Here is a 26,301-nt window from a genome sequence, read left to right on the forward strand (position 1 = left end):
GAGATAGTCGCCGCACCGCCGGCGCCACCACTGCACGAGGTGGCGCCGGCGTGGTCCGATTTCGGTTATACCGGATCCCATGGAGTGAGCGCCATGGAGGGCACGTTCGGGAAGAAACTCGCTTCGAATGCCGGCATGACCTGCTCGGCAATTGCTTCGGGTGTCCAGCCGCCGTCGCGATGCAGCGAGCGGATCATGCGGATCTGGTTGAAGAAATAGATTTCGTTGGCGCGCACGCCGAAGATCTGGCCCGACACCTTTCCGGCCTGGTCGGAGGCGAGATAGACCGCGAGCGGCGCGACCTTGCGCGATTCCATGCGCTTGAGAACCTCGACCCGCGCTTTCTGCTCAGGCGTTTCCGAGGGGATCGAAGCGGTCATCGCGGTCCATGCCCACGGTGCAATGCAGTTCGAGCGCACGTTGAATTTCGCCATGTCGAGGGCAATCGACTTCGACAGACCGACGATACCCATCTTGGCGGCGGAGTAATTGGCCTGTCCGATGTTGCCGATCAAACCCGACGTGGAGGTCATATGAACGAAGCTGCCGCCGTTTTGCGCCTTGAAATGCGGAGCCGCCGCACGTGCCACAAAAAACGACCCGTTCAGGTGGACGTCGACGACGGCCTTCCACTCCTCGAGGCTCATGTTGAAGAACATGCGGTCACGGACGATGCCGGCGTTGTTGACCACACAGTCAATGCGGCCGAACGTGTCCAGAGCAGCCTGCACGATCTTCTGCGCGGAATCCCATTCGGCGACGCTGTCCGTCGAGGCAACCGCTTGACCGCCCGCTTCCTTGATTTCCGCGACGACACGGGCTGCGGCGAATTCGCCGGTTTCGGCGTTGCGACCGAGGTCATTGACGACGACCTTGGCGCCGTTCGCCGCGAATTGCAACGCGAAATCGCGCCCAATCCCCGCACCCGCACCTGTTACCACTACCACCTTGTCCTTGACGAAATCGCTCACTCTTGTCTCCCTTCAATACAGGCGTTGATGTAGAAAAGCTCGCCTCGGTATAATAGCAAAACTGAACGGCGTTGCATAATATGAACGTGAGGTATTGGCAAAAAGGGTGGCAAGTCATCTATTCGACGACAACGACATGAAAGGAGATGCGAGATGAACGATACCAAAGGCTGGACCTTGCCGGACCATGTTCCGCGAGAACTCGTGGTCGATTTCGACTATATGACTCCGCCAGGCGCAGAAGACGACGTCCATCTGGCGTGGAAGACGCTACATACCGGGCCTGATATCGTCTGGTCTCCGTACCATGGCGGCCACTGGATCGCCACCCGGGGAGAAGACATCGAGGCGATGCAGAAGGACCATGCCCGCTTTTCGCATCGCAGTGTCAACATCCCGCCGCTCAACGAAACGCAGCTCGTGCCGCTCGAACTCGACCCGCCCGAGCACGGCGCATACCGCAACCTGATCACGCCTGCTTTCCTGCCGCAGGCAATCGCGTCGCTGGAGAACGACGTGCGCAGCCTCGCAATTGAGCTGATCGAGAAACTCGCTTCGCGAGGCGAATGCGAGTTTGTTTCCGAGTTCTCGAAGATCCTGCCGATCGTGATTTTTCTGCGCCTGGCCGATCTTCCGCTGAGTGATCGTGAGCAATTGCTCGAATGGGCGGAATGGGCCGTGCGCGGCAACTTTGAGCAGCGTAACGAATCTCAGCACCGGCTGATTGGCTATATCTCCGGCTGGGTGGAAAAGCGCAGGGCAGAGGCGGGCGGTGATCTCGTGAGCCTTATCGCCAACGCGCAGATCGACGGCAAGCCGATCAACCCCGAGCGCATGTTCGGGATGTTTATCGTCGTGTTGTTCGGCGGCCTCGATACCGTCGCATCGATGATGGGTTTCATCGCGCGCTTTCTCGCCGAGAACCCAGCGCACCGGCGACAGCTCATCGAGAATCCGGAGCTGATGGTTTCATCGGTCGACGAGCTGATCCGCCGGTTCGGCGTGGCAAATACGGCGCGGCTGATCACGCAGGACATGGAATACAAGGGCATCCAGTTCAAGAAGGGGGAGCAGATCCAGCTTCCGAACTCCCTTTTCGGTCTCGACGACCGCAAGTTTAGCAATCCGCTTGCCGTTGACCTGACGCGCAAGCCGGTCATTCACGCAGCGTTCGGCAATGGCCCTCATCGCTGCCCCGGCTCATTCCTCGCGCGCACGGAGATCAAGGTGTTCCTGCAGGAATGGCTCAAGCGCATTCCCGACTTCCGCATCCGCGAGGGCGACAAACCGCGATGCGGATCGGGTTCCGTCAACGGCATGCTCTATCTTCCGCTCGTCTGGGACGTAGCGCCCTGAAATCTCCCAATCTCAACGACTCATCGACGATCATGAAAAAGTGGCAATGTATTTTTTGCGGGTTTTACTACGACGAAGCAGCGGGACTTCCGACCGAGGGCATCGCGCCAGGCACTCGTTGGGAAGACATCCCGGATGACTGGGCATGCCCCGAATGTGGCGCGACCAAGGCCGATTTCGTGATGGTCGAGGTCGAGGCCTAAGTCGAGGCCTGAGCGCTCGGACACGCGCACGGCGCAAGGCCGTGCGCTTCACAACCTTGACTCAGGCGCGCTCGAATACCGCCGCAATGCCTTGGCCACCGCCGATGCACATGGTCTCGAGCGCATAGCGCCCCTTTCGACGCGTCAGTTCGTGCAAGAGTGTGGTCATGATCCGCACGCCGGTTGCGCCAATCGGGTGGCCGAGCGATATGCCAGAGCCGTTCACGTTGAGCCGGTCGATATCGTGCCAGTTCCAGCCTTTGAGAACTGCCAGTACCTGACATGCGAACGCTTCGTTCACCTCCACGAGATCCATCTGATCGAGCGTGAGACCGGTGCGGGCGAGTAGCTTTCGAACCGCCGGCACCGGGCCGATGCCCATACGTGACGGCTCGCAGCCCGCTGCGGCCCACCCGGTGAGCCAGGCAATGGGTTCGAGTCCGAGCGCTTCGAGACGGTCTTCCGCAACCACGAGGCAAGCGGCGGCGGCGTCGTTCTGCTGACTGGAATTGCCAGCGGTGACCGTGCCGCCGGGCATTAGCGAGCGAAGCTTGCTGAGGCTTTCCATGCTGGCGTCGGCGCGGAATCCTTCATCTTTGGCAAACAGGAGTGGCTCGCCCTTTTTCTGAGGAACACTGACCGCAACGATCTCTTCGGCCATATGACCCGACTCCCACGCCGCCGCCGCGCGTTGATGGCTGCGCAGCGCGAACTCGTCGGCGGCCTCGCGGGTGATGCCATAGTCGGTAGCGAGATTTTCCGCGGTCTCGATCATGCCGGAGATGTAACCGAAGCGCGATTCCGGCTGCGAGCGCTCACGGCCGCGCGCGAGCCGGTCGTGAAACTGGACGGAGCCCGAGCGGGCTCCCCAGCGCATGTCCGTGCTGTAGTACTCGATATTGCTCATGCTCTCCACGCCGCCCGCCAGAACCACGTCGGCTGCGCCGGTCTGCACCATCATCGCGGCGGTGACGAGGGCCTGCAGGCCGCCGCCGCAGCGGCGGTCGAGTTGCATGCCAGGCACTTCGACGGGCAGGCCCGCCTGCAGCGCGATCCAGCGGCCCACGCATGGCGTTTCGCTGTTCGCATACGATTGTGCGAAGACGACGTCGTCGATGCGCGCGGGGTCGAGCCCCGCTCGCCGGATTGTTTCGTTCGCGACGAGTGCACCGAGCTCTTCGACGCAAACGCCGCGCAGGCTACCACCAAAGGTGCCGACGGGCGTTCTTACAGGGGAGACAATCGCTGCGCGTTTCATGGGGCATTTCCTTGCAGGGTTTCAAAGTTCTGATTTCGGCGCGGTTGCAATCAGGCAATGAGCGTCGCGCTTGCAGAGCCATTCGAACGTGGGACGCCCGCCATCCGATCGAGGGCGCCGCGATGATCCGGATGGGCGATTGCCAGCATGCGATCGCGCCGTTGACGTAGCGTCAGTCCGCGCAGATCGGCTACGCCGTATTCGGTTACCACGATGGCGGCGTCGCTGCGTGGGGTGCTGACTGGTCCGTTCAACGACGCGACGATGCGGGTGGCGCCCTTGCCCGCTGTTGACGGCAATGCGATGACGGGAACGCCCCCACGGGAGCGCCGCGCGCCGCGCAGGAAATCCAGTGCGCCACCGACCGCGCCCACATACACGCCGCCGGCAATCTCGGCGTTGATCTGTCCGCTCAGATCGACTTCAACGGCCGAGTTGATGGCGACGAAGCGGTCGATGCTCGCGAGCACGTTCGCGTCGTGGGTGTAGCGGGTCGAACGAAACTCGATGGCGTCGTTGCGATGCGCGAACTCGTGAATGCGACGGCCGCCCATCATCACACCCGCAATGGTCTTGCGTGTGTCGATGGGCTTGCGCGCATTATTGATCACGCCGCTTTCCATGAGATCGGCGACTTTGTCCCCGATCGTGCCGGAATGAATGCCGAGGTCTCGCCGATCGCCGAGGCTAGCAAGGATCGCTTCGGGAATCGCGCCGAGGCCGAGTTGAATGGTGGCGCCGTCTTCGATCAAACTCGCCGTGTACCGCGCAATTGCCAGATCCGTCGCGCTTGCTGCGCTGGGCGAACTCTCGGGCAGGGTGCGTGACGTCGGGAGAATGAAGTCGATGTCGTCGTCGTGAAGATATCGCTCGCCGTAAGTCCAGGGTGCCTGTTCGTTGACTTCCGCAACGATGACTCGCGCGCGCTCGAGCGCAGGGATCAGATACTCATGCGCGACGGACAAGCTATAACGGCCTTGCGAATCGGGCGGAGCCAACTGCAGCAGAAGGACGTCGATCAAAAGCTGACCCGACTCCATCATCTCTGGGAACTGCGAATAATGGCACGGAAGGATATCAAGCACGCTAGCCTTGGCCAGGGCTCGGTTTGATCCGGTGCCGCAGTAGGAAACGAAATCGATGCAGTCGGCGTGCTCGGGGCGGCACGTGTCGTAGCTGCTGGCGCCGAGAAAGACCCGGAACGCGCCGATGCTGTGCCGCTGCTCAACCAGCTTTCGCGTGAGCGCAAGGGGTTCTGCGTTCGATTGGCCCCATGCGACGGTATCGCCGGGACGGATGAAGGACGCAAAGTCGATGGCGTCCGCCTCTAGCAGTAAGGGCATGATCTTGTTTGCGTCAAATCGTGGTTTGCGCAAAGGCAGGGGTTTCGATGTGCTGTCGCCGCACGGCGCCTGAGGCGACGAGTTCCGCGATCCGATCCTCGCTGTAGCCGATGCCGCGCAGCACGAATTCCGCGTGCTCGCTCAGTCCTGGAACAGCGAGCGGTGGCGACGCGGGCTCCATGCGGAAGTGAATCGGACTCGCAACGTGGGCGCGCCCGGACGGATCGGCCTGGATCATTCCTCGCTCATGGGCGTGGGGATGATCAAGCGCTTCGGCGACCGAGAGCACCGGCGCGACGCTGATGTTTCGACCTTCGAACCAATCGAGCCATTCATCGACCGTGCGCGCCAGGAATGTTTGGGTCAGGAATGACCGCACGCGCAATTGACCTTCACCGGCCGGGCCGGTCGCGTCGGCGATGAGGTCAGGACGTCCGAGCGGCGTAAGGAGGTTGCTGGCAAAGCTATATTCCCGGCCGCCGAGGCAAAGCCATTTCGAATCAGCGGTCTCATAGGTGCTGAGCAGCGCGAGTCCGCTGTCAACGTCGCTTGTTTCTGACGATTGCCCGTCCGGCGCGTTGAGCAAACGGCCGCTCAGGTATGGCTGCGCCGTGAGCGCCGCATCGAAGAGCGACACGTCGATGTAGTCGCCGCGCCCCGTTTCCCGCGCGCGCAGGAGCGCCATCAACACGGCGGACAACGCGGTCAATGAACCGGCCAGCGCAGCGAGGGACGGACCCGTGGTAATTGGCATTCCCCGATCATCGCGCGGCAGTGTACCTGCAAGCGATTGAACTACCGGATCGTGTGCGGGCAATTGGGAGAGCGGGCCGGTCTGGCCGAATGCGGTAATCGCGCAATAAACGACTTTGGGGTTCGTGCGGCTTACCGTATCGTAGTCGATGCCAAGGCGAGCAGCCACGCCCGGCCTCGATGATTCGATGACGACGTCGGCCTCGTTTATCAGCTTTAGCGCGACCTCACGTCCGTCCGGACGCTTCAGGTCGACCGCGATGCTGCGCTTGCCGCGGTTGATTGCCGCGAAGAATGCGCCATCCGTGCCGGGTGCGCCGCGGGTGGGGTCGCCGGTAACCGGTTCGATCTTGATGACTTCCGCCCCGTGCTCGGCGAGATTGGCGGCGAGAAACGGACCCGGCATGAACTGCGACAGGTCCACGACGCGAAGTCCGGTCAGTTTCATGCCAGAGCAGCGCTGAAGCCGAGGTGGCGCTGCGCAATCGCGGCGGCTTCCTTCACGATGCGGCCGATCAATTCCTCACACGTCGGCAGGTCGTGAATGAGTCCGGTCACGATACCGGCGGGGAAGGCGCCGCCTTCGACTTCTCCCGTGACGAACGCATCCATCCAGCGCTTCGCTCCGGTCAGCGCGTAGAGGTCGGCGGGCGTCACGTTGCCGCCCCGCTCGAGTTCGAGCGCGGCGAGGCTCACGCTGTTCTTGACCACGCGGCTCGAATCGCCGATCGAGCGGCCAACGAGCACGGTATCGCGCTCGGTCGCTTCCAGCAGCCGTTGCTTGATCGCGGGGTGGACCTGCGATTCCTGCGTCAGCATGAAACGCGTGCCCATGTTGATGCCTTCCGCGCCGAGCGCGAGAGCCGCCATCAGTCCTCGACCATCGGCGAAGCCACCCGACGCGAGGATCGGCACCTTCAGCTTGTCGGCGGCGGAGGGAATCAGGATCAGTCCAGGGATATCGTCTTCCCCAGGGTGCCCCGCGCATTCGAACCCGTCTATGCTAACGGCGTCTGCGCCGAGTGATTCCGCCTTCACCGCGTGGCGAACCGTGACACACTTGTGGACGACCTTGACGCCGTGCGCCTTGAACTCGGCGATGTATTTCGCCGGATTGCTGCCTGCTGTCTCAACAACCTTGACGCCTTGGGACACGATCGTGCGCACATACGCGTCATAGTCGAGGCCGGCGTTGGCGCCGAGAACGGTCAGGTTGACTCCAAAGGGTTTGTCCGTGAGCGAACGCACCTTGTCGATCTCGCGCGCAAGTGCATCGGCGCTTGCATGGGTGTGCGCCGAGATGAAACCGAGACCTCCCGCGTTGCCCACGGCCGCCGCCAGTTCGGCTCGCGCCACCCAGCGCATGCCGCCTTGAATGATGGGATATTGAATGCCGAGTAATTCAGTAATGCGGTTGACATACGGTTTCATCGCGCGCCTGTGAGCTGGATAGGAAGTGTGGGTGCCAGAGAAATGCGCCTGACGCGCGTGACCTGGCATGCTCGGTTCGCCGCGACGAGCGCGGCGCTCTTTAGTAAATCAACAATCGCGAAACTGCGGTTTGCGCTTTTCGGCGAAGGCTGCCATGCCTTCCTTTCGATCTTCAGTAGCGAAGGTCGAATACGCCATGCGCCGCTCGAACAGAATGCCTTCCGTGAGGCTCGATTCATAGGCACGGTTGACGCACTCCTTTGCCATCGCCACGACAGGTTGCGAGTATCGCGCGATCTCTTCGGCCGTTTTCAGCGCTTCCTCGACGAGCATGTCGACAGGGATGATGCGGCTCACGAGGCCACATCGCTCGGCTTCGACTGCGTCCATCCTGCGGCCGGTGAGGATCATTTCCATCGCCTTCGATTTGCCGAGCACGCGCGTGAGGCGCTGAGTGCCGCCGGCGCCGGGAATGGTCGCCAGCGTGATCTCGGGCAGCGCGAAACGAGCGTTGTCGGCGGCTAGAATGAAGTCGCACATCATGGCCAGTTCGCAGCCTCCGCCCAACGCGAGACCCGCGACTGCGGCGACGACCGGCTTGCGGCAACGCGAGGTGCGTTCCCAGTTCGACGTGATGAACTGATTCTTGTAGACGTCCATGTACGTCCATTCGTTCATCATCTTGATGTCGGCTCCGGCGGCGAAAGCCTTTTCGCTACCGGTCATCACGATGGCGCCGATAGCAGGATCGGCTTCAAGGTCGTCCAGTGCCGCCGTCAGCTCGTCCATCAGCTGGTTGTTCAGAGCGTTGTAGGCTTGCGGACGGTTCAACTTGATCAAACCGGTTTTTCCGTGCGTTTCGACGATGATCGTCTCGAAGGCCATTGTTCTTCCTTGAGGGAATGAAGGGAAACGCTTCAGCCCGCATCCGGGCCTGCTCGCCCGTGGTTTGTGGGCCGCGGTGCGCCGTTCGGGGTGCATTGAAGCGTACCGCACGTTGCCAATTTTGTGAACGACGTTTATGATTCTGAATGTGTGACCCAGCTTTGTCAATTGAGCGCGAGGTCAGATTCGCTAACGGAAAACACCGCGAGGAGACACTGCATGACCACTCGTCACGAAGACGGACAGATTCGCGTTGAGCAGCGCGGGAACCTGCTTCTGATGGGCATCGACCGGCCGGAAAAACGCAACGGTTTCACTCCGAAGATGTTCAGAGAGCTCGCCATGGCGTACACGCAACTCGAAAAGAGCAGCGATATTTTCTGCGGGCTGGTCTACGCCGAAGGCGATCACTTTACGGCAGGGCTCGACATGCCAAAGATTGCACCGTTGCGCCGCGAAGGTAAGCCGCTGCTTCCTGAAGGCGAGGTCGATCCGTTCAACTTGCGCGCGCCGCTACGCACCAAGCCAGTCGTCATTGCCCTCAAGGGAATCTGCTTCACGGTCGCAGTCGAATTGATGCTCGCTTCGGAAGTGGCTGTAGCGGCCGATAACTGCCGTTTCTCCCAGCTTGAAGTTAAGCGTGGAATCATGGCAGGTTGTGGTGCGACGTTCCGCATGGTCCAGCGTGCCGGTTGGGGCAACGCGATGAAGGTACTACTTACAGGCGACGAATTCACCGCGGACGAGGCGCGGCACATGAACTTCGTGCAGGATGTCGTTCCTGCGGGGCAGGAGTTCGACCGGGCGCTCGCGATCGCAGAGCGGATCGCGGCGCAGGCACCGCTAGCTGTACAGGCCACGATGCAGAACGCGCGGGTTTCGCTGGGACAAGGCTGGCAGGATGCTTACGCGACCATTCAGTCGACCCAGCAGTTTCTCTACAACACTGACGACGCTAAGGAAGGCGTTCAGTCCTTCATCGAAAAACGCACGGCGAAGTTCGTCGGACGCTGAAGCATGGCTTCCGGCGCGACCGGAGTGAATTCAAGGGGACAGTTTGTTATGACAAAAGGCGCGTTGGCGGGTGTTCGCGTACTCGACCTGAGCCGGATTCTCGCGGGGCCTTGGGGGGCCCAGATGCTGGCGGATCTCGGCGCGGAGGTCATCAAGGTCGAGCGTCCGGGCAAGGGCGACGATTCGCGGCAATTCGGCCCTCCGTTTCTCATGGATCGGAAAGGCAAGGTCACGCGAGAGTCGACGTTTTTTATCAGCGCGAATCGCGGCAAGAAGTCAATTACGTGCGATATCTCTACGCCCGAAGGTCAGACGCTGATCCGCTCGCTGGCCGCCCAATGCGACGTGTTGCTTGAGAACTATAAGGTGGGCGACCTCAAGCGTTACGGGCTCGACTACGAGAGTGTGAAGCTGGTCAATCCGCGCCTGATCTACTGTTCCATCACCGGATTCGGCCAGACCGGGCCATATAGCCCACGCCCTGGGTATGACTCGATTTTCCAGGCAATGGGCGGCCTGATGAGCGTTACGGGAAACGGCGACGACGTGCCGGGCGGCGGTCCAATGAAAACCGGGCCTAGCCTCGCGGATATCCTCTGTGGTCAGTACGCGGCTTCGGCGATCATCGCGGCGCTCTATCATCGCGACGCGGTGCAAGGCGGTACTGGACAGGGGCAGTACATCGACCTGGCGTTGCTGGACGCGATGATTGCTGCCACGTCGCACTATGCAAGCCAATACCTCGTTTCTGGCCAAATTCCGATCCGGCGCGGTACAGAGGGCAATGGTGGCATGCCGTCCCGCATGTTCCGTTGCGCGGATCGCGACATCATGATCGTTGCGGGGAACAACGAGCAATACGCGCGCATGTGCAATGTTCTCGGGCATCCCGAACTCGCCACTGATCCGCGATTCAGCGAGATCGCTCTGCGCGTTAAAAATCGTCGAGCGCTTGGCGAAGTGTTCGAGCCGCTTATCCTCGAATGGCAGAGCAATGCATTGCTCGCGGCACTCGACGCCGCCGGGGTTCCAGCTGGACCGATCAACAATCTGGAGCAGGTCTTCGCAGATCCGCACGTGCAGGCACGCGCCATGTGCGTGGAAGTTGCGCACCCGCTCACAGATAACACAGTCAGAATGGTCGCCAATCCGGTCAAGATGTCAGGCACACCTATCGATTCATACGGGGCGCCGCCGATGCTCGGGCAACATACGGATGAGGTGCTACGTGACGTGCTGAGCATGTTGCAGTCCGACATCGATACCCTGCGCGAAAAGAAAGTTATATAGAAAGCGAAAAAACCGGGAAGTGCCGCCCTCCAAGGCGCGCTCTCTTACAGATTACTTATATCAATCAGGACTGCGATTGGCTTTTGTTGGCCAAAAGGAATCGCGGGAGCGGCGCGACTTCAGCGAAGGATAGGCGCTCGGTCCAACCGGACTTTGGGCGTGACCATTTGCCGATGTTCGTGCCGTTCTGATACCTCACGCCCGCTCGTCGAGGATTTATCGCGATCGACGATTGAATGATCGCTGCGTTTTGCATCGGGCTCGTGGGTACTTTCGTATCACGCTTATCTAATCAGGGGTTCTTTGATGCGCATTGGAATACCCGCGGAATCGCGGGCGAACGAAAACCGTGTGGCTGCGACGCCCGAGACAGTCAAGAAATATGTCGCCCAAGGCCACACGGTGACGATCCAGGCTGGCGCGGGAGTCGGCGCGAGCTATCCCGACGAGGCGTACACGGCCGTGGGGGCGCAAGTCGCCGATGCGGCCACCGCCTTCGGCGCTGACCTCGTGCTCAAGGTTCAGTCGCCGGCGGTGAACGAATTGCCGTTCATGAGACAAGGCGCGGTGCTCGTCGGTATGCTCGATCCCTTTGATGCGGAGAACGCGGCCAGGCTTGCCGAAGCAGGCGTGACGGCTTTCGCGATGGAAGCCGCGCCGCGCAACACGCGCGCGCAGAGCCTTGATGTGCTGTCCTCGCAGGCGAACATCGCCGGGTACAAGGCGGTGCTGCTGGCTGCAACGCTCTATCCGCGCTTCATGCCAATGCTCATGACCGCCGCCGGCACCGTGAAGGCCGCGCGCGTGCTGATCCTCGGCGCTGGCGTGGCGGGCCTGCAGGCCATTGCCACGGCGCGACGTCTTGGCGCGGTGATCGAAGCCTCGGATGTGCGCCCGGCGGTAAAGGAGCAGATCGAGTCGCTCGGCGGGAAATTCCTCGACGTGCCCTACGAAACAGAGGAGGAGCGCGAGGCCGCCGAAGGCGTGGGGGGCTACGCTCGCCCCATGCCACCTTCCTGGCTTGCACGCCAATCTGCGCTGGTGCACGAGCGCGCGAAGCAGGCCGACATCGTCATCTCGACTGCGCTCATTCCGGGCCGTGACGCGCCGACGCTACTGCATTCGGAAACCGTGCAGGCGATGAAGTCAGGTTCAGTCGTGATCGACCTCGCGGCAGGACGGGGTCCGGTCGCTGATCAAGCGACGGGCCGGCGCGGCGGCAACTGTCCGCTCACCGAGGCCGACAAGATCGTGACGCACCATTGCGTACAGATCTGCGGCTATACGAATCTTGCGTCGATGGTCGCCGCCGACGCCTCAGCGCTCTACGCGCGCAATCTGCTCGACTTCCTGAAGCTGATCATCGCGAAGGAGGGCACGCTGAACATCGATCTTTCGGACGACATCGTCGCCGCCACACTGCTGACCCGCGATGGCCTGGTCACGCGCAAGACATGACGAGGAGGAGAACAAAAATGGAAGTCATTAACCATACCGTCATCAATCTGATCATTTTTGTGCTGGCCGTATACGTGGGCTATCACGTGGTCTGGAACGTCACACCCGCGTTGCATACGCCGCTCATGGCCGTGACCAATGCGATTTCGGCGATCGTGATCGTCGGTGCGATGCTTGCCACGGGCCTAACCGTGGGCGGCGCGGGCAAGCTCTTCGGCGCGTTAGCCGTGCTGCTCGCGGCCGTGAACGTGTTCGGCGGTTTTTTGGTCACGCGGCGCATGCTGGAGATGTTCCGCAAGAAGGAGCCGAGGAAGCTCACCGCCAAGGAGGGCGCGTAAATGAGTATGAACGTCGTTACGCTGCTTTATCTGGTCGCCTCGGTCTGCTTCATCCAGGCGCTCAAGGGGCTTTCTAACCCGAGGACCGCGCGTGCCGGCAACGTGTTCGGCATGGTCGGCATGGCCATCGCCATTCTCACCACTCTCGTGCTGATTGCGAAAGAGTCCGCGCAGTTGGGCTCCAACCTCGGGATTGGGCTTGCGTTGCTGTTCGCGGCGCTCGTGGTAGGCGGCAGTCTGGGCGCCTATGTCGCCGCGCGCGTCGAGATGACGAAGATGCCCGAACTCGTCGCGGCCATGCACTCGCTGATCGGTCTTGCCGCAGTGTGCATCGCGTACGCGGTAGTTTCCGAGCCCGCCGCTTTCGGGCTCGTGGCAGAAGACGCACCGTATGCGGGCTTCCTGCCGTACGGCAATCGTATCGAACTTTTCATCGGCACGTTCGTGGGCGCGATAACGTTCAGCGGCTCGGTGATCGCGTTCGGCAAGCTCTCCGGCAAGTACAGGTTCCGCCTCTTCCAGGGCGCGCCCGTGGTCTACCCCGGCCAGCATCTGATCAACCTGATGCTAGCGCTGGCTATGATCGGCTTCGGCATCCTGTTCTTCCTGACGCAGTCGTGGCTGCCGTTCATCATCATGACGCTGATCGCGTTTTCGCTGGGCGTGCTCATCATCATCCCGATCGGCGGCGCGGACATGCCGGTGGTCGTTTCGATGCTGAATTCGTACTCGGGCTGGGCGGCCGCGGGCATTGGCTTCTCGCTGAACAACGCCATGCTTATCATCGCGGGCTCGCTGGTGGGCTCTTCCGGCGCGATTCTCTCGTACATCATGTGCCACGCGATGAACCGCTCTTTTTTCAACGTGTTGCTGGGCGGCTTCGGCGGCGACGCGAGCGCGGCGGGAGCGGGCGGCGTGCAGGAACAGCGCTCGGTGAAGTCGGGTTCAGCCGATGACGCCGCGTTCATGCTTGGCAATGCTGAGAGTGTCGTGATCGTGCCGGGCTACGGTCTTGCAGTGGCGCGCGCGCAGCATGCCTTGAAAGAGTTGACGGACAAGCTCACCGAGAAGGGCGTGGACGTGCGCTATGCGATCCACCCAGTGGCGGGCCGCATGCCGGGCCACATGAACGTGCTACTCGCGGAAGCCGAGGTGCCCTATGACCTCGTGTTCGAGATGGAAGACATCAACAGCGAATTCGGCCAGATCGATGTAGTGCTGGTGCTTGGCGCGAACGATGTGGTGAACCCGGCGGCGAAGAACGATCCGATGTCGCCGATCGCGGGCATGCCAATCATCGAGGCGTACAAGGCGCGCACCGTCATCGTGAACAAGCGCTCGATGGCCGCCGGTTACGCGGGCCTCGACAACGAGCTCTTCTACATGGACAAGACGATGATGGTGTTCGGCGATGCGAAGAAGGTGATAGAGGAGATGGTGAAAAATTGCAGCTAAGGGGCGAGTCATGACGACCGAGACAAGCAACAGCCGTATCGTAGGTACAAACCAGGCAGGAGTCGGGAATATCGACTCGGGCAGGGACAGCCGGGATAATTCGAGTCAGCATCAACGCTCGGACATTCCCGCCTGCGTCGGAAAGTCACCTCAGTGGGCCTGGGCGAATAGCCGCAGCGGGTTCGACTGGATGGACGTGCACTTGCCGTTCGTCACGTCGGAATGGTGTTAGAAATCCTCCTAACAGGAACGATCGAAATCGCAATCTCTCCGATCGCTTTGGACTGCTGTTGCAACGCGGGGTCGCGGGCCCGGCGTTGCCCTTGGAGACGGGCTAGGTAAGTCTCTTCATGCATCTCTCTTTCGCGCGAGCGCATCCAACTCGACGTTTTACAAAAATCCGTTGATTGTTTTGCTGACTCGAGTGACTCTCGGCGCCGGGGCATGCAAGCGCTTGCTTCGGCCGAAAATCCCAAGGGTAACGGCGAAAAAAAACGCCTTGGCTCGGTCTCCCGCCGCCAAGGCCAAATTCCGCACGCTCTCGCGAAGTGTGGCGGAGGAGAAATGCTTTTCCACGCTTTGGTCCTCACGGTACGAACCGTGTGCGAAGCCCGCAGCTTGGACCGAAAAACGGATTAATGCAACGATTAGTTCAATTAAGTTCTTTTTGGGCTTTTAGAAATGCAACTGACAGTTTCATATTCTGCACCGCGTTCAAAAAGACGCACTAAAGCATTGACTGGCCACCGTCCACGCTGATAGTCTGCCCCGTTATGAAATTAGCGTCTTCACTGCAAAGAAATGCAACTGTTCGTCCAATATCGCGTTGAGGATCGCCGAAGCGGCCAAGTGCAATTTCGGAAAGATAGCGGGTGCGCTCCTGGGGATTGGCTTCGAGGTAGGCTTCGGCAGCAGGCGTGAGCGCTGCCGGGCAAACGACGTTGACGGTAATGCCATAGCAGCCCCATTCGCGCGCGGCAACGCGCGAGAGTCCACGAATGCCCTCTTTGGCTGCAGCGTACGCGCTGAATCCCTTGAGCCCTTCGATGCCTGTGCGTGAGCCGAAGTTGATGATGGCGCCGCGGCCTTGCGACTTCATCCGCGGCAGTACCGCCTGCATGAAATACAGTGTGCCGTACAAGCCCGATTCAAGCGTGTTGCTCCAGTCATCGTCCGTGACAGACTCGAGCGGTACACCCGGGCTGCTACTTTGTGCATTGTTGATAAGCGCGTCCACACGCCCGAATCGCTCGACGGCAAGCGCGACGCTCCGCTCCGCGTCGGCGCGATTGCGCGTATCACCGGGCACGACGAGCACTTGCGAACCGAGGGCGCTCAATTCCTCGGCGGCCCGCGTGAGTTTGGCCTCCGTACGACCAGTCAGGACCAGACTCGCCCCGTCGGTCGCAAGCGCACGGGCGATGCCGAGTCCAACGCCTTGCCCGCCTCCAGTCACGATGGCGACCTTTTCTGCCAGCTTTTTCGTGTACATGAGTGATTCCAGAAGTGGTGGTAAATGCTGTTGTTTGACGCGCAAGCGCACGGGGGATGTTCAGCAGAGCGATGCTCAATCGATTTCAATTTTGTGAACGTCGTTCAACTATATCGTAACTAGGATGAGGCGACGCCCTGGCGTATTCCCGAATTCGGACGGTGTAAAAGTATGCCAAATTGTGATCGTTGTAAAACTATGTGAATAGTTCCCGTATAATCGATACAGTCAATTCATGGGGAAAATCATGTTGAAAGAGACCTCAGCGCCGGCGGACCGGGATGTCAGCGGGCCGCGCTCGCTGACCCGACTCCTCGGAATATTCGATGTGCTCGCGAAGTCTCCGGACGGGATGTCGCTGGCAGAACTGAATGTTGCCCTCGAGTCGCCAAAGAGCAGTCTGCTGAATTTGCTGAGGCCGTTGGTGGCGGAAGGATATCTGATGCACGACGCAGGTCGCTATCGCCTGGGGCCATCGATTTTCCGGTTGTCGGCCGGCGTGATGGCCGCGTGGAGTTTCTCGAAGACGCTGCGCCCGTACCTGGTGGACCTCTCGAAAAGCACCAATGAAACGGTGTACATAGGCGTACTTGACGCCGAGCACAAAGAGATCACTTACGTCGACGTGATTGAGAGCGATCAGTCCGTGCGTTATTCGATGCACGTCGGTCGCCGGGTTCCGCTCTATTGCACGGCTGCGGGGCGCGTGCTGCTGGCTCATGCACCCGAAGCCTTCGTTACCGACTATATGAAGACGGTCAAGTTCGAGCGCCACACGCCGCGAACGATTACGACGAAGAAGGCGCTGCGTGACGAGCTCGATCACATCCTCCAAAGCGGCCTGTCTGTAAGTCGCGGTGAACTACTGCCCGATTCCGCAGGTGTTTCGTCGCCCATCTTCGGTCCTAACGGCAACGTGATCGCAGCGATGGCGATTGGCGCGCCGCTCGAGCGCTTCGATCGCGAACGCCCGCAACTCGAGGCAAACATGATCAGGGTCGCCCAGCGGGCGTCCGCGTTGGGTCAGGCCGAAGAGGATTGACTGGCCGGTCGGCCGGCAGCACGGTGAAGGACCTGATTCACCGTGCTGCGGTCACCGCACAGTTTACGAAGCGTTGCACCCACGTCCAACGGATACGATCATTGACTACGTCGCTTTGGCAGCATGTAAGCGATCAGCATTCCGGCAATTGAACTGCAGGCTATGTAAACGAATACCGAAACATAGCCGCTATCGGCGGGAAACGATGCACCGTCGTGCCCCGTTGTCGCGCTGCGCAGCAGCGCAAATACCGCTTGGGCGCCTACTGCGAAGAAACACGAGAAGAACACGTAGAGCATGCCTGTAGCCTCGCCTGTCTGATGCGCAGGCGTCGTTTCCACGATCTGGTTGTACAGCGCCGTGCTCGCGAAGGCGAGGCCGAAAGAACACAACACCGCACCTGGAACGAACAGCAGCAGGCTGCGATGAAGCACGATCAGAGAGGACCAGGCCAAGGCCAGAATGAGCATGCCGATCAAGGCAGCGGGACGGGCCTTGTAACGGGTGGCAACGCGGCCGCTCCACGGGCTCGCGACCAGCGCCGCAATATTGATGCTGAACATCAGTATTCCAGCCGTCGTTGCGCTCAGCCCGAATCCGGCGTGCGAGCCAGCAGGTTGCTGGGCGAGCAGAGAGAAAACCTGTCCTAGTTGCATGGCCCCTGCCGCGAGGAATGCCATGCATGCATTAGCCAATACCACTTCGCGCGTCTTCAGCAGACGCACGTTGATGAGCGGATGACGCGCCCGGTGTTGATGGCGTGCCCAGAGTCCGAGCGCGATCATCCCGCCAACGATCAAGCCCCACAGGCGCGGATCGCCGAGCCCCCACGTGCGGATTTGCTGCACTGCAAAGAGGATGGCGCAAAGTGCAGGGGCGAACGCGAGCCCTCGAACGTAGTCGATCCGTACCCCGGGATTCGGTGGCGACGGCGGCGCCCACGCGCGTACCGCCACGACAGCCACGACGCAAAGCGCGACTTTGAACCAGAAGCCACCCTGCCACGAATAGTGATCCACGACGACGCCGGCGCAGATGTAAATCAGCCCCGCCGATACCATTCCTGCCGCGCTGATCAATCCCACCGCGGCAGGCACCCTGGCGGGTGGCAGGTTCTCACGAACCAGTCCGATGGAGAGCGGCGTGATGCCTGCCGCGATCGATTGCATTGCACACCCCGCGACGAGCATGCCGACATCGGTAGCGCATGCCGCCACGACTGCGCCGGCCCCAGCGACTGACATCACCACGAGCAGGATTCGGCGGTAGCCCAACAGGTCACCGAGGCGTCCGCTCACTGCGGCAAAGACGGCCGCGCCGAGCCAGTATGCGGTCACGGTCCAACTCACAGAGTCCGACGCAGGAAAGGCCTTGTACAGCGTGACCAGCACGGTATAGATGACGGTGATGCCAGACGAGGCCGCTACCGCGGCAAGCACGATCGCCATCGTGAACCCGCGCGGTGGACCGGCTACGGGTTGCGCCCGGTGTGCCTGCTGGGAGAGGACTTCGGCTTGCATAAACGTCTCCGGTTGTGTTGTATCGTTTCGATTATACTTATATACGAACGACGTTCGTATTTGTGTTTGTCAGCGAAGTCAAGCAAACCGAGGGAAAGGCGAGGCCCTCGCCCGATATCAAATCGATATCGACGCTTTTGAGTTCGATATGAGAGTTTTTTGGGTGGTGGCTTGACCCGATACTTCTCTCAAGGGCGCACGTTCAGCAGCGCTCCCCACAATCAGGAGATAGAGCATGCAAACATATCAAGGGAAGATCTACGACGCCGACACGCACTTTTACGAAGTCGAGGACGCATTCAGTCGCTACTTGCCCGAGCAGTTCAAGAAGGACTGGTCGTTCACCAGCCGCGTCACCGCAGACGGCAACCGTTGCATGTATGTCGGCGACCGCAAGGTGGAAATCAGCGAAGGCTACACCTCGGCCGAGGGGCACGTGCCGCCGCCGGGCAAACTGCATGAATGGCTGCGTGCGATGAAGGATGGCAAGGATAACGTCGACATGCGGGTGCCTCCGACGCCGGACATGTTTAATCGCGACGCGCGTCTCCAGAAGATGGATCAATTTGGCGTCGAGGCCTGCACGATGTACATCGGCGAAATGGTCGCGTGTATTTCGTATCTCAACGAGCCGGTCGCGGCGAACGCGGTTCTTCATGCATACAACCGCTGGATGCTGGAAGACTGGGGCTTCAACTACAAGGACCGCATCTACACGACGCCGGTCGTCACGCTCGACGATCTCGATGCGGCTGTCGCCGAGGCCAAGTGGCTCGTTGCAAACGGCGTGCGCGTGATCCTTATGCCGATGGGGCCATTCAATGGCCGCGCGCCGGCGGATCCTTACTTCGATCCGTTCTGGTCGATTCTGAACGAGGCCGGTGTGCGCGTGACGTTCCACGTGTCGGAAGCGATCTACATGAAGGATCATATGGCGGTGTGGGGCGAACCGGTGCAGCAGTCGCGGCAGCGTCAAACCGCCTTCGTCTGGATGCACGGCTACGGCGAGCGTCCGGTGATGGAGACGCTGTCATCGTTCATCTTCTATAACTTCTTCGAGCGTTTCCCGCGCGTCAAGTTGTGCAGCGCGGAAAACGGCGCGGAATGGGTGCCTTCGCTGCTCATCAAAATGGACAAGTGCCGGGGGATGGCGAAGAATGGCTACTGGCCGTGCGGTCAGCTGAAGAAACGCCCGAGCCAGATCTTCAAGGAAAATGTCTTCGTGGTCGCGTATCCGGAGGACGACATCGCCCAGATCATCGCTCAAACGGGTTCGTCGGACTTCCTGTTGATGGGCTCCGACTATCCGCACGCGGAAGGTGTGCCGGAACCGAAGGACTTCGCGTCGGAAGCGTGCACCGGGCTTTCCGAAGAAGATACGCGCAAGATCATGTACGACAACGGCCGCCGGTTCGTTCCGCTGCACGTGTAATCGGCCTTGCGCTGGACGCGGGGCGCGCCCTAAAGGCACTTTGCATTCGCGCGGTAGCGTGAATGCAGCGAGAGTCGACGGCGGCGGACGGTCCTGGCGTCCCGCGCGATTTCTTCATCATGAACAGGTTAGCCATGAATATTTCGGACTATAAGGCGTTACTGCTCGAACGCGATGGCAGCGTCCTGACGGTTACGCTCAACCGCCCTGAAACGTTGAACGCGTTCGACGAGCAAATGGACATCGAGATGTCGCGGCTTTTTCTCGATGTCGCCGAAGATACGGAGACCCGTGTCGTGGTGTTGACGGGCGCCGGGCGGGCGTTTAGCGCGGGCGGCGATATCGAGCATATGCAGCAGGTCATCGACAATCCGACGCTGTTTCTCGAAGGCATGCAGCGCGCGAAGAAAATTGTTTTTTCCATGCTCGATTGTCCGAAGCCGGTCATTGCGAAGATCAACGGTCATGCGATTGGTCTTGGCGCGACGATCGCGCTGTTCTCGGATCTGAGCTATGCGGCCAATCACGCGAAGATTGGCGATCCGCACGTGAAAGTCGGCTTCGTGGCGGGCGACGGCGGCGCGGTGATCTGGCCGCAGCTCGTAGGCTACGCGAAGGCCAAGGAATACCTCTTGACGGGCGACCTCGTCACCGCGGAAGAGGCGGCGCGACTGGGTCTCATCAATCATGCGGTGCCCGCCGACGAGCTGGATGCCATCGTCGACGCCATGGCGAAGCGTCTCGCAAACGGCGCTTCGCGCGCTATCCAGTGGACCAAGGCGTCGATCAACATCGGCCTGAAGCAACTTGCGCATTCCATTCTCGACGCGTCGATTGCCTACGAGGCGCTGTCGAACCTGACGGAAGATCATCAAGAGGCGGTCAACGCGTTTCGCGAGAAACGCGAGCCGGTGTTCAAGGGACGTTGAGCTTTTGCAGCGTCGGGCGCTAGCGATAGAGTTGGCGTCGGACGCGGCGAGGGAGTAATGCACATGCAACGGGTAGTGGCGATAACGGGTGGATTCGGCGCGTTGGGGCGCACAGTTGGCAGCGTGTTTGCTGAAAACGGCTGGAAGGTTGCACTTATCGACAAGGCGCATGCGCCAGAGAACGCGAGCGCGGAGAGCCTTCACGCTTCGTGGTGGCAAGGCGGCGTCGAGCTGACTGATCTCGATGCGGCGCGCTCGGCGCTCTCCGCGGTCGCCGGGCAGCTTGGCAAGCTCGACGCGATCGTCAATGTAGCGGGGGGCTTTCGTTGGGAAACGCTGGCGGACGGCAGTCTCGACACGTGGGATCTGATGTACCGAATGAACGTGCGCACGGCGGCGACTGCGTCGAAAGCGGCGCTCGACTTCATGAACGACGGCGCGGACGGCGGGCGCATCATCAATATTGGAGCGGGCGCTGCGCTGAAGGCGGGCGTGGGCATGGGAGCGTATGCGGCCTCGAAGTCGGGGGTAATGCGTTTGACCGAGGCGCTGGCCGAAGAACTCAAGGGCCGTTCCGTTACGGTCAACGCTATCTTGCCAGGCATCATCGATACGCCGCAAAACCGCAAGGATATGCCCGACGCCGACTTCTCCCGCTGGGTGCGGCCTGAAGAAATCGCCAACGTGATTCTCTTTCTCGCGTCGGGCGCTGCGTCGGGGATAACGGGCGCGTTGATTCCTGTCACCGGGCGGACGTAAAGCCCCTGAATCGGAAATGGCAGTTAACGCCTGAGGCAACGGCGCCAACTGCTAATCGAGCTTCAGGTAAGGCGTGCGAGCGAGTCGTTGCTGAACCCGAGGAACGGTTCGCCACGCCGTGCGCGCCGCGCCCAGTTCGGGTCATGCAGGAGCGAGCGGCCTACGCCGACAAGATCGAACTCGTTGCGTGAAAAACGTTCGAGCAGGGGGGTGAGATCGGGTTGCGCCGATGTCTCGGCTCCACTCATTGAATCGTAGTAGCCCTTGTTGATGCCGATCCCACCAACCGCCATCGAAAGCTTGCCGGTTACCTTTTTTACCCAACCTGCGAGATTCATCTCGGAGCCTGGGAATTCCGCCCGATTGAAATAACGGGTGCTCGCCTCGAAGATGTCGACGCCCGCGTCCGCGAGCGGGACGAGGATGTGCTCGAGCTCGTGCGGGTCGTTGGCGAGACGCGCGCGAAAATCCTGCTGTTTCCACTGGGAAAAGCGGAACGTGATCGGCATCGTCGCGCCGATCGCTTCCCGGATTGCGCGCACGACTTCGGCGGCGAAGCGGCTGCGTGCCGTGAGATCCTTACCCCACTGATCCATGCGTTGATTGGTTTCGGCCCACAGAAATGCGTCGATCAGATAGCCGTGACCTCCGTGAATCGCGATCCCGTCGAAGCCGGCGGCCTTCGCATAGCGAGCGCTTCGAGCGTAGGCGGCAATGACGTCTGCGATCTCGGCATCGGTCATTGGACGAGTTGGCGGCATGACCCGCTCCATGTAGCCTGCGTTGAGCGATGTCATTCGTCCTGCCGGTCCCCACAGTCCGGAGGGGCGCATCGGTGCGGCACCCGGGAAAGGGCCCGTGTTCGCTTCCTTCATCGGTCCCATGTGCCACAACTGCGGGAAGATGATGCCCCCACTTGCATGAACTTCGTCCGTCACGCGGCGCCAGGCGGTAACGGATTCGCCCTCGACCAGCACGGGAATCGAGTTTTCGCCTAGGCCGGCTTCGCCAAGTGCTGCCGGATGATCGACGCCAACGCCTTCCGTAATGATGAGGCCTGTCTCACCTTCTGCTCGGCGCTTGTAGTAGGCGGCGACATCACTGCCAGGCAATCCATTGGGTGAAAAGCCGCGGGTCATAGGTGACATGACGATGCGGTTGGCAAGCGTGACGTCGCGTACGGTGAGGGGCGTAAACAGCGATCCGATGTCCATGTGCGTTCATATATTTGACTTTCGTGCGGATAATGATACGCTATGTTTTGCCGATGAAAAAGAAATCTGGCGCGGTTTCGCACATGGCGCCGAAGAGGAGAATTGCATTGGAACAAACGGACGCACTCGCCGCCCCCTGTCGCGAAGCCGGCGACGAAGCGCACATTCCAGAAGGATTCGCCTTGATGCCGGCGTTTGGTCCGTTCCACCAGATGTTCGGGCCAACGTACTTTCGCAAGAGCGAGCACGGACACGTCATAGGGATGTATGTGCGCGAGGCCCATCGCAACCTCGGTCAGATGATGCACGGCGGCGCCGTTTGCATGCTCGTAGACACGGCCATTACGTGGGCGAGCAAGCATTCGCGTGAACCGGCGGTGAAGGTGCTGACGACGGGCTTGACAGTCAACTTCATGGGCAACGCTGAGCCTGGCGATTGGGTCGAAGCCCGCGTCGACGTTTTGCGTTCCGGACGGCGTGTGATTTTTTCAGACTGTCAAATCTGGGCGAATGCAAGGTGCATCGCCCAGGCGTCGGGACAGTTTCAGGTGATGGGGGCCTTTGATAAGTAGTCTTCGGGGAAGCACGAATGGCGGCGGCCGATGCTATGACGTTGACCTGCCTCGAACCTTATCCAGGGTCGCCCGATACTTCCACGCCGTCAGGATGAACCGATGAATACGTTCGGCCCGGCGTTTGCGTTCCGCGCGCGTGGTTTGAATCGCAAGGTGGACTTCGGGTGTGCCGGTGACCAATGTCAGGAGATCGCGCGCCGCGTTTGCAGGATCATCGATTTCGATCATTCCGCTTGCCGCTGCGGATTCGAGGGCGCTGGCGAGCGGCTCCAGCATCGTGGCCGTGAATTGGAGAAATTGTTTTGCGATGTCTGGAAAGCGCATCGCTTCGCCGATGACCAGCCGGGAAGTGTGCATGCTATCCGGTGTCGCCATATGCTCGACAAGCGCGTCGATAAGGGATGCCAGGTTCGTCGAAAAATCGCGGCCCTGCTCGAAATGCTGTGAAATCTTGCCGCGCAAATCAGCCATTCCGCGCCAGACGATGGCGCGAAACAACTCTTCCTTCGTTCCGAACTGACGATAAATGGTCGTCTTGCTGACGCCTGCGAGCGAGGCGATTTCTTCGACTCTGGCGGCGCCGAAACCTTCTCTCATGAAGACGGACTTGGCGGCGTCAAGGAGGCACTCACGCATCTGGAGCGCATCGTCGTGGGTGGGCCGGCCGGCCGTTCGTTGTTTGCCCGCCGCAGCGAGCCGCGAAGCTCCGTCGGGAGCAAGAACTGCCATAGGTTTGGACATCGGTAAGCGTTTGATGACGGATACAGGGCGCCAGTATACTCACGTGCCTCGGGGGGCGCCACTCGCGGCGCCCCCTGGTTCCGGGCCGGCGTCGAGGCGATCAAACGTTGATCATGCCACGTACATACGACTCCATCGTGCCTGCGCATGAAAGCTTGTCCTCGCCTTCTTCGAGATCGGCATACCGGCCAACCTGCCTGACTAGCGGTCCATGCAATCCGTCAGTGTTGCCTGTCGGTGAAAAGTCGACCGTGACCTTGTCGCCGGTAATGAAACCACCCCAGTATCCTTCGGACAGCAGGTCGAAGAACGCGAACCGCCCCTCGACGACACCCTGACCATCCGCAGGATTCAGCAGGTGCTCACCCGCCTTGTCGAGAACGAACGGAACGATCCATGGGCAAATTGCGTACCCCTGCGCAACGTCCGACCAGGGCCCGGTTCCGATCATCTCGGTCATGCCATAGCTGTTCTGAACGTTTTCCGGCCGGATACCGTAGAAGCGGATGATTTGCTCGCGATAGTCGGCGGGCGCCGTAGTGCCCTTCAGACCACCTCCGGCAGTAATCACCGTGTCGGGGTGGCAGATTCCATCGGCTATGCCGCGCTGACGCGCGCGCTCCACGAGAGTCCAGTGCAACGACCAGTTGCCTTGCACGAGCACCGGAACTTCCCGGCGCGCCGTAAGCTTGTCGAGGAACCGGTCGATCATCGCGCCGGTGTGTCGTTGGCGTGCCACCGCCTGCTCCTGCAGCGCCGCCACTTCACTTGGCTTGGCGGTGCCATCGGCGATCGCACGACGCATGCGGCCCATCGAAATTGTTGCAGATGCAAGCACGGGCTCATCGAACATCAGTGTGCTTTCGGTGCCGAGCCGTTTGGCTGCGTTCAGTACCGGCTCAATATGCCGATGTGCCCCGCCCGGCGGCATCATCAGGAATACCGGGCGTTTGCCGAAATCTCTGCGGATCAACGCGTTGCCGTACACCCCCAGTTTCACGCAGGACTCGGTGACATTGTCGAGATCGGCTCGAGTCTGGCTGACGAAACTGCATTTGCCGGACGTACCGCTCGAACTGAACACGTGATGACCCGCTGCCCGCAAGCGATCCATCCATGCGTCGACGCCGTCTACGCCGTTGACCTCGACGTCACCAACGCGTTTGCTCGAAAGCGTTTGCAACCAGACCGACAGATGCTTCCATCGGCCGTTGTCGATGAACTGTTCGGGGTAGCTCTTGTAGATTTGATGCGCAAACAGGAGGGGCACCATGTCTGCGTGGCGGTTGATGTTTTCGATGCCGACGTCGTCCGCTCTTCGGCGCAGGAGCTTGATCTGCTCACGGCGCTCGGCGAAGCGCTCTTTCATGGCGGCGAGCTGAAGCTCGCGGAGATTCTCGGGGTGATTGCGGAAAGGGTCGCCATCGCCATGAAGCATTGTGTAGAACGGGTCCAGAGCGGACATGTTGCCTCCTCTGCAAGAAATTGCTGCGACTTTATTGATCGAAGTTGGTGGAACTCGAGACTTCAAGCCATGTTTCGAGATTGTCCTGTATGACCCCAAGTTTCTTGCGGACGACGTCGACGGCGTCGAGACCGAGCGGCAGGCGTAGCGGCGGCGCGTCTGCTAACACCGCGCGCACGATGGCCTCGGCAGCTTTCGCGGGGTCACCCGTCTGGGTCCCGTGGTAACTGCTCATATATCGGCGCATCTTGCCGACTGTCTCCGAGTATTCGGGCAATTCGTTCCCGCTCCACTTCAACGATCCACCAGCGAAGTTCGTGCGGAAGCCGCCCGGCTCGACGAGGGTCACACCAATACCAAACGGGTGAAGCTCCTGAGCTAGGGATTCCGAAAGCCCTTCGATCGCATGTTTCGAGGCGCAATAGAAGCTGCAGCCAGCGATGCCAATGACGCCGGCGACCGACGAGAAATTCACAATATGGCCGCGTTTACGCTCACGAAAGTGCGGCAGCACCGCGCGTATCACATTGACCGTGCCGAAGACGTTGGTATCGAAAAGTTGGCGCGCCTCCGCGTCGGAAACCTCTTCCAACGCGCCAAACAGGCCATAGCCGGCATTGTTGACGAGTATATCGATGGCGCCAGTACGCTTCAGTGCGTGCGCAACGGCGCGGGGCACTGCTGCCGTATCGGTGACATCGAGTAGAACGCAGTGCGCGCGGCCAGGCGCGAGATTCTCAAACGGAGCGATTTGCGCGTCATTGCGTACAGTGCCGACCACGGTATCGCCGCGAGCGAGAACCGCCTCGGCAAGAGAACGGCCGAAGCCGGAAGAAACACCGGTGATAAACCACACGGATGGACTTGTCATTTGCTGATTCATCGTTGAGTAGGTACTGTGGATTTCGCGAGAGGTGAATTCATCTGGCGGTGCGAGCCTCAGTCATGTCTGCGACCTCTCCGCGGACATAGGCGTCGATCGTTCCGGCGCAAGAGAGCTTGTCGTCACCGCCGGGCAAGTCCTTGTAGCGGACGACGTCGAGGATGATGGGCGTGCGCACGCCGTCAATGCCATGACCAAACTCAACGGCGACCTTGTCGCCGCTTATGACGCCGCCCCAGCGACCATCCGCCAGCAAGTCGATCATCGCGAGCCGCCCCTCGACGACGCCTTTCCCATCGGGCGGATTGAGAAGTTCTTCGCCCTTGGAGTCGAGCACGAGCGGAACGATCCACGGCGGTACGGCCCAAGCCTTAGCTTCATGGAACCACGGGCAAAAGCCAGACACCTCGCCCATTCCGTAGCCGTCATTGAAGTTGGTCGCGTTGAAATTGAAAAATCGCTCGCACTGCTGCTGGAAATCTTCTGGCAAGTTC

General features: G+C 60.6%; 24 protein-coding genes and 1 pseudogene. 12 read left to right on the top strand and 13 right to left on the bottom strand.

Going from position 1 to position 26,301, the window contains the following annotated elements; genetic code table 11:
- Positions 1–65 precede the first annotated feature (65 nt).
- Positions 66–971, bottom strand: coding sequence for an SDR family NAD(P)-dependent oxidoreductase (locus L0U81_RS33345; protein ID WP_233810515.1), 906 nt, complete (start codon positions 969–971; stop codon positions 66–68).
- 153 nt (positions 972–1,124) lie between these two features.
- On the opposite strand from L0U81_RS33345, the gene L0U81_RS33350 reads away from it, so the two are divergent.
- Both L0U81_RS33350 and L0U81_RS33355 read left to right on the top strand, forming a co-directional pair.
- Entirely contained in the window at positions 1,125–2,327 is a 1,203-nt protein-coding gene (locus L0U81_RS33350; protein ID WP_233810517.1) for a cytochrome P450, read from the top strand.
- A gap of 32 nt (positions 2,328–2,359) precedes the next feature.
- Entirely contained in the window at positions 2,360–2,530 is a 171-nt protein-coding gene (locus L0U81_RS33355) for a rubredoxin (protein WP_233810519.1), read from the top strand.
- A gap of 61 nt (positions 2,531–2,591) precedes the next feature.
- Here L0U81_RS33355 and L0U81_RS33360 read toward each other — a convergent pair whose 3' ends face one another.
- The 5 genes from L0U81_RS33360 to L0U81_RS33380 all read right to left on the bottom strand — a co-directional run bounded on the left by L0U81_RS33360 (position 2,592) and on the right by L0U81_RS33380 (position 8,200).
- Entirely contained in the window at positions 2,592–3,788 is a 1,197-nt protein-coding gene (locus L0U81_RS33360; RefSeq protein ID WP_233810521.1) for an acetyl-CoA C-acetyltransferase, read from the bottom strand.
- Positions 3,789–3,838: 50 nt separating this feature from the next.
- Positions 3,839–5,131 (bottom strand): acetyl-CoA hydrolase/transferase family protein, encoded by a 1,293-nt coding sequence (locus L0U81_RS33365; RefSeq protein ID WP_233810579.1) that lies wholly within the window; start codon positions 5,129–5,131, stop codon positions 3,839–3,841.
- Between the two features lie 13 nt (positions 5,132–5,144).
- On the bottom strand, positions 5,145–6,332 hold the full coding sequence (locus L0U81_RS33370; protein ID WP_233810523.1) for a CaiB/BaiF CoA transferase family protein: 1,188 nt from the start codon (positions 6,330–6,332) through the stop codon (positions 5,145–5,147).
- The gene (locus L0U81_RS33375) at positions 6,329–7,315 is read right to left on the bottom strand and encodes an NAD(P)H-dependent flavin oxidoreductase (RefSeq protein WP_233810525.1); all 987 of its coding nucleotides are present in this window, start codon (positions 7,313–7,315) and stop codon (positions 6,329–6,331) included. The genes L0U81_RS33370 and L0U81_RS33375 overlap by 4 nt, the downstream gene beginning before the upstream one ends.
- Positions 7,316–7,423: 108 nt before the next feature.
- A complete protein-coding gene (locus tag L0U81_RS33380; RefSeq protein ID WP_233810581.1) occupies positions 7,424–8,200 on the bottom strand; it encodes an enoyl-CoA hydratase in 777 nt (258 codons plus the stop codon).
- A gap of 219 nt (positions 8,201–8,419) precedes the next feature.
- On the opposite strand from L0U81_RS33380, the gene L0U81_RS33385 reads away from it, so the two are divergent.
- From L0U81_RS33385 to L0U81_RS33405, 5 genes are all read left to right on the top strand, one after another.
- Complete coding sequence (locus tag L0U81_RS33385; protein ID WP_233810527.1) at positions 8,420–9,214, top strand: crotonase/enoyl-CoA hydratase family protein; 795 nt, start codon at positions 8,420–8,422, stop codon at positions 9,212–9,214.
- 48 nt (positions 9,215–9,262) lie between these two features.
- Entirely contained in the window at positions 9,263–10,504 is a 1,242-nt protein-coding gene (locus L0U81_RS33390; protein WP_233810583.1) for a CaiB/BaiF CoA transferase family protein, read from the top strand.
- Positions 10,505–10,810: 306 nt separating this feature from the next.
- Positions 10,811–11,962, top strand: a complete 1,152-nt coding sequence (locus L0U81_RS33395; RefSeq protein WP_233810529.1) for a Re/Si-specific NAD(P)(+) transhydrogenase subunit alpha — start codon at positions 10,811–10,813, stop codon at positions 11,960–11,962.
- 17 nt (positions 11,963–11,979) lie between these two features.
- On the top strand, positions 11,980–12,300 hold the full coding sequence (locus tag L0U81_RS33400; protein WP_233810531.1) for an NAD(P) transhydrogenase subunit alpha: 321 nt from the start codon (positions 11,980–11,982) through the stop codon (positions 12,298–12,300).
- A complete protein-coding gene (locus L0U81_RS33405) occupies positions 12,301–13,755 on the top strand; it encodes an NAD(P)(+) transhydrogenase (Re/Si-specific) subunit beta (protein WP_233810533.1) in 1,455 nt (484 codons plus the stop codon).
- Positions 13,756–14,482: 727 nt separating this feature from the next.
- On the opposite strand, the gene L0U81_RS33410 is transcribed toward L0U81_RS33405, so the two are convergent.
- Positions 14,483–15,247, bottom strand: a complete 765-nt coding sequence (locus L0U81_RS33410; RefSeq protein WP_233810535.1) for an SDR family NAD(P)-dependent oxidoreductase — start codon at positions 15,245–15,247, stop codon at positions 14,483–14,485.
- A 247-nt stretch (positions 15,248–15,494) separates the two neighbouring features.
- Between L0U81_RS33410 and L0U81_RS33415 the strand changes: the two genes are divergently transcribed.
- On the top strand, positions 15,495–16,289 hold the full coding sequence (locus L0U81_RS33415; protein WP_233810537.1) for an IclR family transcriptional regulator: 795 nt from the start codon (positions 15,495–15,497) through the stop codon (positions 16,287–16,289).
- 98 nt (positions 16,290–16,387) lie between these two features.
- Here the strand turns inward: L0U81_RS33415 and L0U81_RS33420 are convergent, their stop codons facing one another.
- Complete coding sequence (locus L0U81_RS33420; RefSeq protein WP_233810539.1) at positions 16,388–17,809, bottom strand: MFS transporter; 1,422 nt, start codon at positions 17,807–17,809, stop codon at positions 16,388–16,390.
- A gap of 235 nt (positions 17,810–18,044) precedes the next feature.
- Between L0U81_RS33420 and L0U81_RS33425 the strand changes: the two genes are divergently transcribed.
- The 3 genes from L0U81_RS33425 to L0U81_RS33435 all read left to right on the top strand — a co-directional run bounded on the left by L0U81_RS33425 (position 18,045) and on the right by L0U81_RS33435 (position 20,929).
- The gene (locus L0U81_RS33425; RefSeq protein ID WP_233810541.1) at positions 18,045–19,241 is read left to right on the top strand and encodes an amidohydrolase family protein; all 1,197 of its coding nucleotides are present in this window, start codon (positions 18,045–18,047) and stop codon (positions 19,239–19,241) included.
- 134 nt (positions 19,242–19,375) lie between these two features.
- Positions 19,376–20,170 (top strand): enoyl-CoA hydratase/isomerase family protein, encoded by a 795-nt coding sequence (locus L0U81_RS33430; protein WP_233810543.1) that lies wholly within the window; start codon positions 19,376–19,378, stop codon positions 20,168–20,170.
- Positions 20,171–20,233: 63 nt separating this feature from the next.
- Complete coding sequence (locus tag L0U81_RS33435) at positions 20,234–20,929, top strand: SDR family NAD(P)-dependent oxidoreductase (RefSeq protein ID WP_233810545.1); 696 nt, start codon at positions 20,234–20,236, stop codon at positions 20,927–20,929.
- Positions 20,930–20,991: 62 nt separating this feature from the next.
- On the opposite strand, the gene L0U81_RS33440 is transcribed toward L0U81_RS33435, so the two are convergent.
- On the bottom strand, positions 20,992–22,143 hold the full coding sequence (locus tag L0U81_RS33440) for an NADH:flavin oxidoreductase (RefSeq protein WP_233810547.1): 1,152 nt from the start codon (positions 22,141–22,143) through the stop codon (positions 20,992–20,994).
- Positions 22,144–22,196: 53 nt separating this feature from the next.
- Here L0U81_RS33440 and L0U81_RS33445 point away from each other — a divergent pair, with 53 nt between their 5' ends.
- Positions 22,197–22,715 (top strand): PaaI family thioesterase, encoded by a 519-nt coding sequence (locus L0U81_RS33445; protein WP_233810549.1) that lies wholly within the window; start codon positions 22,197–22,199, stop codon positions 22,713–22,715.
- A 33-nt stretch (positions 22,716–22,748) separates the two neighbouring features.
- Here L0U81_RS33445 and L0U81_RS33450 read toward each other — a convergent pair whose 3' ends face one another.
- The 4 genes and pseudogenes from L0U81_RS33450 to L0U81_RS33465 form a co-directional block, all read right to left on the bottom strand.
- Positions 22,749–23,447 carry a TetR/AcrR family transcriptional regulator gene (locus L0U81_RS33450; protein ID WP_233810551.1) on the bottom strand — a complete coding sequence of 233 codons (699 nt, stop codon included), beginning with the start codon at positions 23,445–23,447 and terminating at the stop codon, positions 22,749–22,751.
- A gap of 112 nt (positions 23,448–23,559) precedes the next feature.
- A complete protein-coding gene (locus L0U81_RS33455; RefSeq protein ID WP_233810553.1) occupies positions 23,560–24,924 on the bottom strand; it encodes a hypothetical protein in 1,365 nt (454 codons plus the stop codon).
- A gap of 31 nt (positions 24,925–24,955) precedes the next feature.
- Positions 24,956–25,795 (bottom strand): oxidoreductase, encoded by an 840-nt coding sequence (locus L0U81_RS33460; RefSeq protein ID WP_233810555.1) that lies wholly within the window; start codon positions 25,793–25,795, stop codon positions 24,956–24,958.
- 49 nt (positions 25,796–25,844) lie between these two features.
- Positions 25,845–26,301: pseudogene (locus tag L0U81_RS33465) on the bottom strand (hypothetical protein); the annotation flags it as partial.

The organism is Paraburkholderia sp. HP33-1, assembly GCF_021390595.1.
Taxonomy (GTDB): domain Bacteria; phylum Pseudomonadota; class Gammaproteobacteria; order Burkholderiales; family Burkholderiaceae; genus Paraburkholderia.

Excerpts from the sequence above, each read along its gene's own strand:
- L0U81_RS33415 (WP_233810537.1), top strand. The coding sequence starts at position 15,495 with ATGTTGAAAGAGACCTCAGCGCCGGCGGACCGGGATGTCAGCGGGCCG.
- L0U81_RS33460 (WP_233810555.1), bottom strand. The coding sequence starts at position 25,795 with ATGACAAGTCCATCCGTGTGGTTTATCACCGGTGTTTCTTCCGGCTTC.
- L0U81_RS33445 (WP_233810549.1), top strand. The coding sequence starts at position 22,197 with ATGAAAAAGAAATCTGGCGCGGTTTCGCACATGGCGCCGAAGAGGAGA.
- L0U81_RS33380 (WP_233810581.1), bottom strand. The coding sequence starts at position 8,200 with ATGGCCTTCGAGACGATCATCGTCGAAACGCACGGAAAAACCGGTTTG.
- L0U81_RS33355 (WP_233810519.1), top strand. The coding sequence starts at position 2,360 with ATGAAAAAGTGGCAATGTATTTTTTGCGGGTTTTACTACGACGAAGCA.
- L0U81_RS33410 (WP_233810535.1), bottom strand. The coding sequence starts at position 15,247 with ATGTACACGAAAAAGCTGGCAGAAAAGGTCGCCATCGTGACTGGAGGC.
- L0U81_RS33385 (WP_233810527.1), top strand. The coding sequence starts at position 8,420 with ATGACCACTCGTCACGAAGACGGACAGATTCGCGTTGAGCAGCGCGGG.
- L0U81_RS33370 (WP_233810523.1), bottom strand. The coding sequence starts at position 6,332 with ATGAAACTGACCGGACTTCGCGTCGTGGACCTGTCGCAGTTCATGCCG.
- L0U81_RS33435 (WP_233810545.1), top strand. The coding sequence starts at position 20,234 with ATGCAACGGGTAGTGGCGATAACGGGTGGATTCGGCGCGTTGGGGCGC.
- L0U81_RS33395 (WP_233810529.1), top strand. The coding sequence starts at position 10,811 with ATGCGCATTGGAATACCCGCGGAATCGCGGGCGAACGAAAACCGTGTG.
- L0U81_RS33360 (WP_233810521.1), bottom strand. The coding sequence starts at position 3,788 with ATGAAACGCGCAGCGATTGTCTCCCCTGTAAGAACGCCCGTCGGCACC.
- L0U81_RS33375 (WP_233810525.1), bottom strand. The coding sequence starts at position 7,315 with ATGAAACCGTATGTCAACCGCATTACTGAATTACTCGGCATTCAATAT.
- L0U81_RS33455 (WP_233810553.1), bottom strand. The coding sequence starts at position 24,924 with ATGTCCGCTCTGGACCCGTTCTACACAATGCTTCATGGCGATGGCGAC.
- L0U81_RS33430 (WP_233810543.1), top strand. The coding sequence starts at position 19,376 with ATGAATATTTCGGACTATAAGGCGTTACTGCTCGAACGCGATGGCAGC.
- L0U81_RS33440 (WP_233810547.1), bottom strand. The coding sequence starts at position 22,143 with ATGGACATCGGATCGCTGTTTACGCCCCTCACCGTACGCGACGTCACG.
- L0U81_RS33400 (WP_233810531.1), top strand. The coding sequence starts at position 11,980 with ATGGAAGTCATTAACCATACCGTCATCAATCTGATCATTTTTGTGCTG.
- L0U81_RS33390 (WP_233810583.1), top strand. The coding sequence starts at position 9,263 with ATGACAAAAGGCGCGTTGGCGGGTGTTCGCGTACTCGACCTGAGCCGG.
- L0U81_RS33450 (WP_233810551.1), bottom strand. The coding sequence starts at position 23,447 with ATGGCAGTTCTTGCTCCCGACGGAGCTTCGCGGCTCGCTGCGGCGGGC.
- L0U81_RS33420 (WP_233810539.1), bottom strand. The coding sequence starts at position 17,809 with ATGCAAGCCGAAGTCCTCTCCCAGCAGGCACACCGGGCGCAACCCGTA.
- L0U81_RS33350 (WP_233810517.1), top strand. The coding sequence starts at position 1,125 with ATGAACGATACCAAAGGCTGGACCTTGCCGGACCATGTTCCGCGAGAA.
- L0U81_RS33365 (WP_233810579.1), bottom strand. The coding sequence starts at position 5,131 with ATGCCCTTACTGCTAGAGGCGGACGCCATCGACTTTGCGTCCTTCATC.
- L0U81_RS33405 (WP_233810533.1), top strand. The coding sequence starts at position 12,301 with ATGAGTATGAACGTCGTTACGCTGCTTTATCTGGTCGCCTCGGTCTGC.
- L0U81_RS33425 (WP_233810541.1), top strand. The coding sequence starts at position 18,045 with ATGCAAACATATCAAGGGAAGATCTACGACGCCGACACGCACTTTTAC.